This is a genomic window from uncultured Tissierella sp. (genome assembly GCF_902479755.1).
GTDB lineage: Bacteria > Bacillota > Clostridia > Tissierellales > Tissierellaceae > Tissierella > Tissierella carlieri.
In genome coordinates this window covers 208,420-218,503 of sequence record NZ_CABSQO010000002.1, presented here as the reverse complement: position 1 = coordinate 218,503, position 10,084 = coordinate 208,420, and the positions used below count along the sequence as shown (strand labels likewise).

Sequence of the window (10,084 nt, the reverse complement as noted above, 5' to 3'; positions counted from 1 at the left end):
AAGCTTTCCACATTATTTATTAAAAAAGATAACTCATATCCTAATTCTTTTAATGGCTCTTTATACTTTTCTATAAAAGCTGATTCATCACTTGCGTTTTTTAAAACAAAAGTATATGAGTAAGAATCAATAGGTATTGACTCATCTAACCCTTTAGTATATCTGCCAAGTTCTACAGGTATGGTACTATTCGGAACATACATATAAACGTATTGAAATCGAGGGGAAACGTTGAAATTAAATATACCTATTACTTCAAAGGGCTTAGGTTCACTGACATAATATGTCTTCCATTCTCTTTTATCCTTTTCTGAACATAATTCTGAAAAACCATAGTCAGAATCCCGCATTTTAATATTAATCTTATCTCCAATATTTATTTTATGATTTTTGGCAACGGTATCATGTATTATAACTACATGGTTTTGATTTTCATCATCCTCCTTGTTAAACCAACGTCCTTCTACTAGATAATAATCCTTTGCACTATCTTGTACTTCCGGCATTGTTGTCATATCCTTAATGCCTGTAAGAAAATATGAAATAATATTTTCATTTATAAAGTCCATTTCCTCTTTGATGATTTTAAACTGTGGAGCCTCCCAATCTATATACCCATTATCATCTAGCTCTATATAGAGAGGTCCATCATTATAAAGCGGTTTAGCAAAGAAGCCAATCTCACCAGATGCATGAAGAAATGTTCTGAATAAGTACTTTTTTCCAGGTTTCATTTGGAATAGCTCATCTATTACATCATCATTGATATATTCAAGTTTTTCTCCCGTTACTATGGAATGGGATAAAAAAAGGAATCGATGTTCCTGCTCATTTTTATAGCGAAAATCTCCTTCTATATAGTCTGGATTTCCTGCCAATATATTTGTAACCTTAACATCTAATGCTGAACCTTCATAAATGCTCTCAGCATGTTGATATTTATATACTTCTCGCATTTCTCCAATAAATATATGATCAAGTGCATTTGAACCTGGTATATGGAAAAAAACAGGATTATTTCTTTTATTTCTATATAACCCATCTATCACTCCAATAGTATATCTTTTATTATCTTCAAAATCTATCATTGGGTCACCAGTGATTAGCTCCTGAGCTTCTTTTACATCAAAGTTATTTTCATCTAATGGTAGTATTTTTCCGATACTTCTATAATATTTTCCAATATTATCAATCTCCCTATTAACTATGTAAAACTGACTAATGCTCGATATAAAGAGATTTGATGCTATTAGCAGTATACTTAGAAGGAGTATTCCCTTCAGAGGTCTTCTTAGGTTGGATTTGTTTATTGGATTTTTCATGGATTTCACTCTCCTTATACTTTATTTACTATTAATTATATGAATAAACCAATCTATTATAATATATATGTATAATTTCTCAATAATTCAATATAATTGTAAGTCTAGGCAGTCAAGCTACCTAGACTTACTTAACCTGTATGCCTTAGCAATGATTACTTTTTCATAGATGCAGCATTGGCATCATATGGATAAAGCAACAGTATCATAGCGATTTCTGTCGTATATACTTTGATCATTTCTATTATATGGAGTTGTGAATGCTAAATCTGAGCTACAACTACACCAACAAGAGCATGAAGCCATTGGGCATGCACATATTGCATATGATTCTACTGTATTGAATCTCTTAGCTTTACGAAGTTTCATAGTATCCCCCCTTCTTTTTTTACACCCTATCCATAATCCAATGTCAATTATTTGTTGCAAACTCCCCTTGTGATATTGATTTAAGTATGTCATTTATGCTGGCTAAGGCATACATTGGTTTTTCATTGATATCAATCATAATTCCCGATCTCTTTTCAAATTCTAATACTAAGGCTGCTAGTTCAAATCCTGATAATCTGAAGTGTTTTCCTGTCAATGGCATATCCCAATATTCTTCTTTTAGTCTATCATGTGAAATCAAATAATCTTCCTCTAAGATTTCCAATAATACTGTGGTTAATTCTTTTGTAATCATCTATTCATCTCCTTCAATAAGATAATCTATTGATGATATTATTTGTAATCATATTTGTACCAGCCTGTATTACATTGATAATTGGAATCTTAGATTGACCCTGATTAAATTGTAAACTTTTATTTACTTCTTCAGTAGGTATATGAACCCATGAAAGTTCTTGTGACTGAACCACATATAAGGAATCTATTATAGAATTGCTGGCATGAACACCATCTAATTTGGTATTATATTTTTCCTCAACAAACTTACTGACCATCTCTACATACTCAGCTACACATAATTCAACAGGTATAACATTTATCATAGAATCTGGAATTACTGCCAAGGACAACATATAAGTCCTTATGCCATATCCGTTATGTGCAAATTCATTGTATTCCATAATTGGATCAGGTGTTTCTATTAATATAATATCCGGTTGTTCTATATGTTCTACTTCCTTTAATGTTTCTTTTAAATATGATATAGTTGTCTTTTCATCAAGTCCATTGCTAAACAAAGCATTTATGCTGTGAAAATTTGTACCTAATGAAAATGGTGTTTTAGTAAATACACTTACTTTCAATCCCAATTCAATTAGATTTAAATAAGACTGAAGTAAAACCTCCAATACATCCGGCTCATCAAGCATCCCTCCGACTAAGATAACAGGAGTCTGCAAAGAGCCCTTCGTCTGTCCCAGTTCATTATTCTTATGCTCTTCTATGATTATTTTCATATTATCTTTATAGTCTTCAGATAGTCTTCTCATCTCATCCCTTACTGCAAATATTGATTTGGCATAATAATTGACTTTCATTCCCTTCTGCAAAGCAATATTTGCAATATCAAAAAAATCTTCATTGTCAAAATCATCTTCTATATCGTCAACCAATACAAGTATATCAGCATCAGATTTATTTATATTATCTATTAAGTTCCCCTTTTTCCCTATTGACGGATGATTGCAGGCGAAGGACAAATCCTTATCCTTCAATCCCAGCCCTTGCGGAGCATAGACCTCGGTTATTTCATACCTGTCCTGCAATTTGTTATAATGTTTAATATATGGTAATAGTCTAGGATAAAATGGATATATAGCAGCTTTTTCTCCCATTTATATCTTCTCCTTTTTTATACATTCCGTACTTGCTCCCCATAATATTCAGGAATTTCCTTCATTATTAAGTACTCCATTATCTCTGAATAAGCAGTAGATTTAGAGGCTCTGCAATGTGACAGCTTTAATTCCTTAGACATATTCTTAGTTCCGTCATCAGCCTTTTTTGCACATTGATTACAATATCTAAAAGCCCAGCAACCCTTACACTCTTCCTCCGTTAATTGACTAAAATTGAGTAATCTTTCTATTTGTTTAATGTCAAATTCCTCTTTTAGAGTCCCTATTTTCATTGCTTCTGAGGTTTCGCTTACTCTCTCACAGGGAAATAAATTTCCATTTATATCGGAGAATAATCTCATTTGTCCTGGAATACAAGGTCCTGAAGGTGCATCATAGGCTTTTATAGCCGGTGATTCTTCAAATTTATATAAATCATTTACTGTTTTCTGTATCACTGACTTTGATATTGAGGATATCTTCTCTATTGGATATCTTTTCCAATAGGACATAAGGGCTAGAAATATATTATATTCAAATTTCCAAATATAATCTTCTGAATAGTTTAATGGCTTATCATAGTCATAATCAGTATCTATTACAGTTGCGTTTAGGTTTAGAGGCTTAAAATCCCTGCCACCTAATGTGACTGAGTTTATACAGTCAAAGTCATTACTTGGATCCATAACCATACTGATACTTAGCTTCTCACCAAAATCAGGATATTTTTCTTGAATAAGCTGAATTTTTTTCATAACAGAATCATAGGTACCACTGCCATCTGGATATACTCTATTTAGGTCATTGATTTCCTTTGGACCATCTAGGCTTATCATTAGACTAAAATCATGCTCTATTAAAAATTCAATTTTTTCTTCATCTAAAAGAGTACCATTGCTGGTCATATTATATGAAATCTTTTTTCCTTTAAATATCTTTTCTGCATAATCAACAACATCTTTAATTAAACCAAAGGCTAATAGCGGTTCTCCTCCATAAAAGCTTATATTTATATGCTTGCTATCAATTGAATGAGCTAACAAAAAATCTATTGCTTCTTTTGCTGTTTCTAAGGACATACTTTCCTGACTATGGGTTCTTTGCTTCTTATTTGTTTCATCGGAATATACGCAGTATTTACATCGAAAATTGCAGCCTTGAGTAACTTGTAATGTTATTTTATTTAGTTTACGCTGCATAAAATAAGGTAAGTAATTTGCATAGGAATGTTGAAGTTTTTCTACGTTATTTTTTGTTGACAGATATCCATGATGATGAAGCTGAATTAACTCTTCTGTAGGCAATTTTTCTGTTGAAAAATCATCTTTCCCCTTTAGTACCCCATCTAAATATTGAAATGATTCTTTATTTATAGGAAGAATTTCACATTTCACTCCATCTAGGAGATAATAATTGTTGATTGTTTTAAATAACTGTATTATCGGTTTATTCATCCAATCACCTCCATAAAATATTCTTTATGGTATTTATATTCTGGTTATTATTCTATATACTTTACTAGCAACATACTAAAAAGCTTGTAGGACATGGGCTTGTTATAGTTCTTGTGAATAATTCATCTTCATAAATTAGGTTCATCATTTGTTGCTCAGTCATGTCCATAATTAAATTTTTGTCAATCATTTCATCCACAGTCTTGTCTATTTTTTCTAATAATATATTCATGCTTGTCTACCCCCTTTATTATTTTAATTAAAGTATATTTTATAATAAATTTCTTGTCAGCTAACTTTTGTACATATTTTAAAATTTTCCAAAAAATAAAAACATAGAATTATCTATTCTATGCTTTAATATTTCAAAAAAAATTTGGCTTTATATATCCCAATTCCAGTGCTTTGTTTATCATTTCCTGATAGTTTTTTACATCTAATTTTTCATAAATTCTATTTAAGGCTACTGCTAATGAACTAACTGATATATTACATTTATCTGCAACTTCCTTTCTTGAACATCCTGAACTATATAATTGCAATATCTCCTTTTCTCTTTCCGTCAGTTCATTTATATGGCTAGTTACTTTTCTAAATATGGTTTCTCCATTATATACCTTTTTAAGCTTTTCAATTAATACTTCTGTATACTCATCTTTACATATAAAGCCTTTAGCTCCTATTTGTTGCGCTTCTGCTTCATATCCCGGCATATCAAATCCTGTTAGCATTACTATTTTCAATGTATTATCTCTCTTTAAAAGTTCTTTTGCTATTGTAAGACCGTCTTCCTTCCCTGTAATCTTTTTGATATTGATATCCATTAAAATAATGTCATATTCTTTATTTAGTATTTTTCGTTTTGCTTCACCCACGTCCTGTAATATATGAACATTTTCAATACATTCATCTCTCTCCAAAGTGAGCTTTAGACTTTCACAAAACATTCCATGGTCATCTATTAATAAAATGTTCATAGGTTATCTCCCCCTTAATTGGTATTTTAATACTTATGTTAACTATGGAATTATTAAATATATCTGTATTCATTAACATATCAGTATCTATTGATGAATTTATATCCAATGTACCACCAAACCTATCGACTTCTCTTTTTATAATCTTAAGACCTCTGCTATCGGTATTGTTACTATTTTCATTGCTCAAATAGTCTCCATAGTTAGTTACTGTTAATGAAATTATTTTATCTTGAATCTTCAATTCTATAGAAGAAAAATATCCTTTTGAATGTTTGAAAATGTTGGTAATTAATTCATGAATCATTCTATAAATTACTAAATCATATGGTGAACTTAAAAATAATTTGTCGTCACATATAAAATCTACCAGTATATTATCATTTCCAAATCTCTTTTTTAAGGATTGTATCAGATTGTAATAGTTTTCCACCAAACTTATATTATAATTTATATAGGGTCTATGCAGACTAATTTGTCCTCTTGTCGTATTTATCATATTATCCACGATTTCAAATATTTTATCATTTATTGATATTTCATAGTTGTCACGAAGCTCCTTCTTTATATATATGGCATCTTGTAAAATCTCATCATGTAAAAAATCCGCCACCTGTTCCTTATATATTTCTTCCTTTCTGAAGTCTGATATACTGGTTTCTAATATTTCTTTAAATATACTGGGAGATACCAATCCATTTTGTTTATGATTTATTCTGTTATCTTTGAGCTTTATATAATGATTTAATAGCTGAGATTGCTTTAATATCGTAAAAAAGCTAAGGAGTGAAAAGATAATTAATTTTAAATTCTCTTTATTATCCTTGATGCAATATAAATATCCTATTATAAAAATGCAATTAATTATTATACTTCTATTTATGGTACTTTTTTTATTCTTTACAAGCTTCCAAAATCCTATAGCCGATAAAACTAGATAGCTCAGAAACATTTCTATTAAATTTAGGTATATATATAAGTCGTAGTTATGCATTCCGCTATATTCCTGAAAAATAACGAAAGTCAATATAAAATATATAATATTTACAATAGCAAATAATGAAATTATGGGAAGCAAATGCCTGCCATAATTTCTAAGCTTTTTATAATTTAATACTAAGAATATACTCGGATAAATAATAATGATTATAAATGTAATCTGATAAACTAACATATAAATCTCAATTTTAAATATTCCAAACATTATCCCTACAGCCCATAAAGCAACTACAATATACTTATAAAACAACTTTCTGCTAATATTCTGTGTTGAAATCTTCAGAGTTATATCCAGTATAATAAACATAACTATGCTTTGAGCATATATATATCTTATATCACTATATTTTAAGTAACCTATATCAATTATCAGAAAAAAATTTAACATAGTAGCTGATATAGAATAATAGTATATCATCAATTTACTTTTATCATTTAATAATAGAACCACATAAACGATAAAGCTGTGGACTAAGGCTGAAAATATAGTTAAATATTCTATTATATTGTATTCACGCCTGTTTAATACTTTAAATGCTAAAAAATGCAGCAGCATCTGAATAAAAATATAGCTTGTAAGAACTACTTTCTTATCAATATATGTACCAAAAAATTTTAATACTGATTTTTTCATCTTAAACCTCCAGCAGCAATACAGAAGGATATTTGCTTGGGTCTGATATCCTAAGCATTTCATATCCTATTCCTGATAATCCTAACATAAATCCAGAACTGTCAAATTCCTGTCCTACACCATTTATATATCCATTTTCAATTATTTCATTTGCTCTGGCAATAGCTTTATTATATAAATTTAAATCACCATTTTCTTTATAGACTTCTAACAATAATTCTATATTTCCTAGATTTCCATGACATAAGCAGTCACTATCACGATATAGACCATTTTTCTCCACAGCTCTCAATGCTTTAGCCATATCATTGGAAGTATCTATTATATCCTTACCTTTTAACCTTGATAGCCCTATACCAGTTGCTCCATGGCACCAATGTATAGGTGAAGTATCTAAGCTTGTAACTTCTTCACTTCTCAAATCTATCCAATTCTCAATATTATCACTATAATAGTTATTTTCTATCTTTATGAGATTTTCAATTATAGATATATGATTTTTATAGTTAGTCAGCCTGTATAATTTACCCAGTGCATAGGATATTCCCGCTAAACCATGGGCAAATCCAGTTATTATAAGTTCATTGCCATTATTTTTCTTCCAGTAAGCTCTGTCTTTCTCTATATGAATATTTTTTATTATATCTATTCCAATACCTATTGATAAGTCTTCCAGCTCTCTATCTTTAGTTAATTCAAATATATTTAAAGTGACTACAAGAACACCTGATAATCCATCGATTATATCATATGATGTATTTTGAAATATCTCAGCTTTACAATTATTTATAATGGAAAGACTTTGATAAAGCATGTCCTTATCTTTTGTTTGATTATATAAGAAAGCATATAAATATGCTAATGAAACCATTCCATTAAATGCTGATGAAGATTTATTATTTGTCCCCTGAAGGTCAATCTTTATGGTATTTAATATTTTTTGCAATATATTCCTATATTTTACATCTTTCGTTTCCTGATATAAACAGGAAAAAAATATAGCATTACCTGTTAATCCACCATATAGATAAATATCTTGAGCTTTGATAGTCCAAGTAGGAAATGTATTTTGCAAGTCTAACCAACTAATGGTCTCTGTTTTTTCATCAATCATGGCTTTATCAATCAGAATATCTCCTATTCCCTCTGCTGCCTTTGTCAATGAATCCCTTTCATTTTTTATCATATTATAATCTCTTTTTTCTCTAACTGTGTTCCAAGTCTTTTTTTGCTTTGCCATTACCTTTTCTATAAGATATATTTGGGTACGCAAATCCCTTTGATTTAAATTTTTTATCCTTTCATTTGTTTCCATCAAAGGGGTTTTATCCAGTACAAAACAACTATCTCCATTGGAGTTATATACAGTCTTATCATTGATATTTCCATAGAAATAGGGAATATCATCATTAAATAAATCTTCCAGTTCTGATTGATATATCATTTTAATATTATGATCGTTAGCTGTCTTGAAAAGAAGATGATACAATCTATTTAATTCTGATTTGTCCTTTAAATATTTAGGATTCTTACCCATTTCAAGAATCATAGCATATAAATTTGTATTTCTAAAAAGATATCTTGGACGAACATCATAAAATAATTCACCTGAATTTATTAGCTTCAAAAGCTCTTCTTTATTGTTTTTAAGTAAGAGGTATCCTTCTTCAAATCCTGCTATTATCTCTTTAATATAATCTTTAGGGTCAACAAGAATATCCTCTATACATCCAATATTATACTTATTCTCTATAATAGCGTCTTCTTTAACGACTTCTATTTCATCAGTAAATTGATTCTTAATCTTAACTTTACCATTCTCTATTACTTGTCCACCTTTTCCCGTTATACCTGAAATATCCATATTTGAATTATGGAATTTGACAGATGTAGGAAAAAGCTGTGTTCTTAGGATTGATTGATTTATGTTCCTATTCAAGATATCAGTAGCACTTTTTAGCTCTAAATGACAATTTTGAAACCCATCCACTTGAAAAATTGTTTCTAAATCTATTATATAGGGAAATTCTCCACTAACTATAATATTTTCCATATGTAAATCTTCTATCTTAAAAATATAGGATATGGCAGCTAAAATACCTATTCTATAATATAGCTTTTGAATCTCCCGCTCTGATTTACATGGCTTGTTATCCACAAATTCCTGCCAATGATACTCTCCTTTATCTAATATTTCAATATTAGCAAGCCTTAAGGATGGTTCTTTGGAATTGAACCAATCGATAAAAGTTCTCCAATATATATCTATTTTACCGGAGCGAGGCTTATAAATTATTCTTCTATTATCTTTTTCAATTATACAAATGGATTTTAATCCTCTATGATAATCCGAAACCCCATATTTTATATGACAATCTGTTAAATCTTCCATATTGAACCCAAACTTTTTATGGATTTCTTCCTTATCTCTTTTTACTCTAATATTTAAATCATTATAATTTATTATATGGTTATGGAGGATGCTATCTAATCTCTGCTTAAGTAGAGGATACATCCTATTGACCAAACCATGAAATTCCTCTGTAGATGAGTAATTATCGAAATACCTATATCTTTCTTCCGAAGAATCACCCTTTAATAAGCTTTCTTTTTTAAATGCGAAAAATAGGATTAACAATGTTTTTATGGAGTTAGAAAGGATTTCGTTTAATAAGTAATCATAAAACTCTACACTAAAATCCTCCTTACTCTGTCCTTCCAGATATTTATCTAAATAGCTTCTTACATAACCTTCAAATTGATTTTTTTTATATTTCTCCAATATCTACACCCATTTCTATACATAAAGTATTTTGTAATTTTATATTCGATAATTTAATTATATAGTTTTAAAATTTGAAAGTCATCTAACCTTTATCTAAAAAACAATTATTCGTCTAGCTTTAATTAA

At 29.4% G+C, this 10,084-nt stretch carries 9 protein-coding genes; all 9 read right to left on the bottom strand.

From position 1 onward, the window contains the following. Positions 1-1,322: ABC transporter permease (locus tag RDK80_RS02675; protein ID WP_308523388.1), on the bottom strand; the 1,322-nt coding region annotated here is incomplete at its 3' end. Positions 1,323-1,505: 183 nt separating this feature from the next. Next, positions 1,506-1,691 (bottom strand): hypothetical protein, encoded by a 186-nt coding sequence (locus RDK80_RS02670; RefSeq protein WP_216559008.1) that lies wholly within the window; start codon positions 1,689-1,691, stop codon positions 1,506-1,508. Between the two features lie 43 nt (positions 1,692-1,734). Continuing rightward, positions 1,735-2,007 carry a hypothetical protein gene (locus RDK80_RS02665; RefSeq protein WP_216559009.1) on the bottom strand — a complete coding sequence of 91 codons (273 nt, stop codon included), beginning with the start codon at positions 2,005-2,007 and terminating at the stop codon, positions 1,735-1,737. 13 nt (positions 2,008-2,020) lie between these two features. Then, positions 2,021-3,106 (bottom strand): hypothetical protein, encoded by a 1,086-nt coding sequence (locus RDK80_RS02660; RefSeq protein WP_216559011.1) that lies wholly within the window; start codon positions 3,104-3,106, stop codon positions 2,021-2,023. A gap of 17 nt (positions 3,107-3,123) precedes the next feature. After that, positions 3,124-4,563 (bottom strand): radical SAM/SPASM domain-containing protein, encoded by a 1,440-nt coding sequence (locus RDK80_RS02655; RefSeq protein WP_216559014.1) that lies wholly within the window; start codon positions 4,561-4,563, stop codon positions 3,124-3,126. Between the two features lie 64 nt (positions 4,564-4,627). Next, positions 4,628-4,795 carry a hypothetical protein gene (locus tag RDK80_RS02650; protein WP_158220068.1) on the bottom strand — a complete coding sequence of 56 codons (168 nt, stop codon included), beginning with the start codon at positions 4,793-4,795 and terminating at the stop codon, positions 4,628-4,630. Positions 4,796-4,928: 133 nt separating this feature from the next. Next, the gene (locus RDK80_RS02645; protein ID WP_216559017.1) at positions 4,929-5,540 is read right to left on the bottom strand and encodes a response regulator transcription factor; all 612 of its coding nucleotides are present in this window, start codon (positions 5,538-5,540) and stop codon (positions 4,929-4,931) included. Next, positions 5,518-7,173 (bottom strand): hypothetical protein, encoded by a 1,656-nt coding sequence (locus RDK80_RS02640; RefSeq protein WP_216559020.1) that lies wholly within the window; start codon positions 7,171-7,173, stop codon positions 5,518-5,520. The genes RDK80_RS02645 and RDK80_RS02640 overlap by 23 nt, the downstream gene beginning before the upstream one ends. Before the next feature lies 1 nt (position 7,174). After that, complete coding sequence (locus RDK80_RS02635; RefSeq protein ID WP_216559023.1) at positions 7,175-9,955, bottom strand: type 2 lanthipeptide synthetase LanM family protein; 2,781 nt, start codon at positions 9,953-9,955, stop codon at positions 7,175-7,177. Positions 9,956-10,084: the final 129 nt, after the last annotated feature.

Excerpts from the sequence above, each read along its gene's own strand:
- RDK80_RS02670 (WP_216559008.1), bottom strand. The coding sequence starts at position 1,691 with ATGAAACTTCGTAAAGCTAAGAGATTCAATACAGTAGAATCATATGCA.
- RDK80_RS02665 (WP_216559009.1), bottom strand. The coding sequence starts at position 2,007 with ATGATTACAAAAGAATTAACCACAGTATTATTGGAAATCTTAGAGGAA.
- RDK80_RS02660 (WP_216559011.1), bottom strand. The coding sequence starts at position 3,106 with ATGGGAGAAAAAGCTGCTATATATCCATTTTATCCTAGACTATTACCA.
- RDK80_RS02655 (WP_216559014.1), bottom strand. The coding sequence starts at position 4,563 with ATGAATAAACCGATAATACAGTTATTTAAAACAATCAACAATTATTAT.
- RDK80_RS02650 (WP_158220068.1), bottom strand. The coding sequence starts at position 4,795 with ATGAATATATTATTAGAAAAAATAGACAAGACTGTGGATGAAATGATT.
- RDK80_RS02645 (WP_216559017.1), bottom strand. The coding sequence starts at position 5,540 with ATGAACATTTTATTAATAGATGACCATGGAATGTTTTGTGAAAGTCTA.
- RDK80_RS02640 (WP_216559020.1), bottom strand. The coding sequence starts at position 7,173 with ATGAAAAAATCAGTATTAAAATTTTTTGGTACATATATTGATAAGAAA.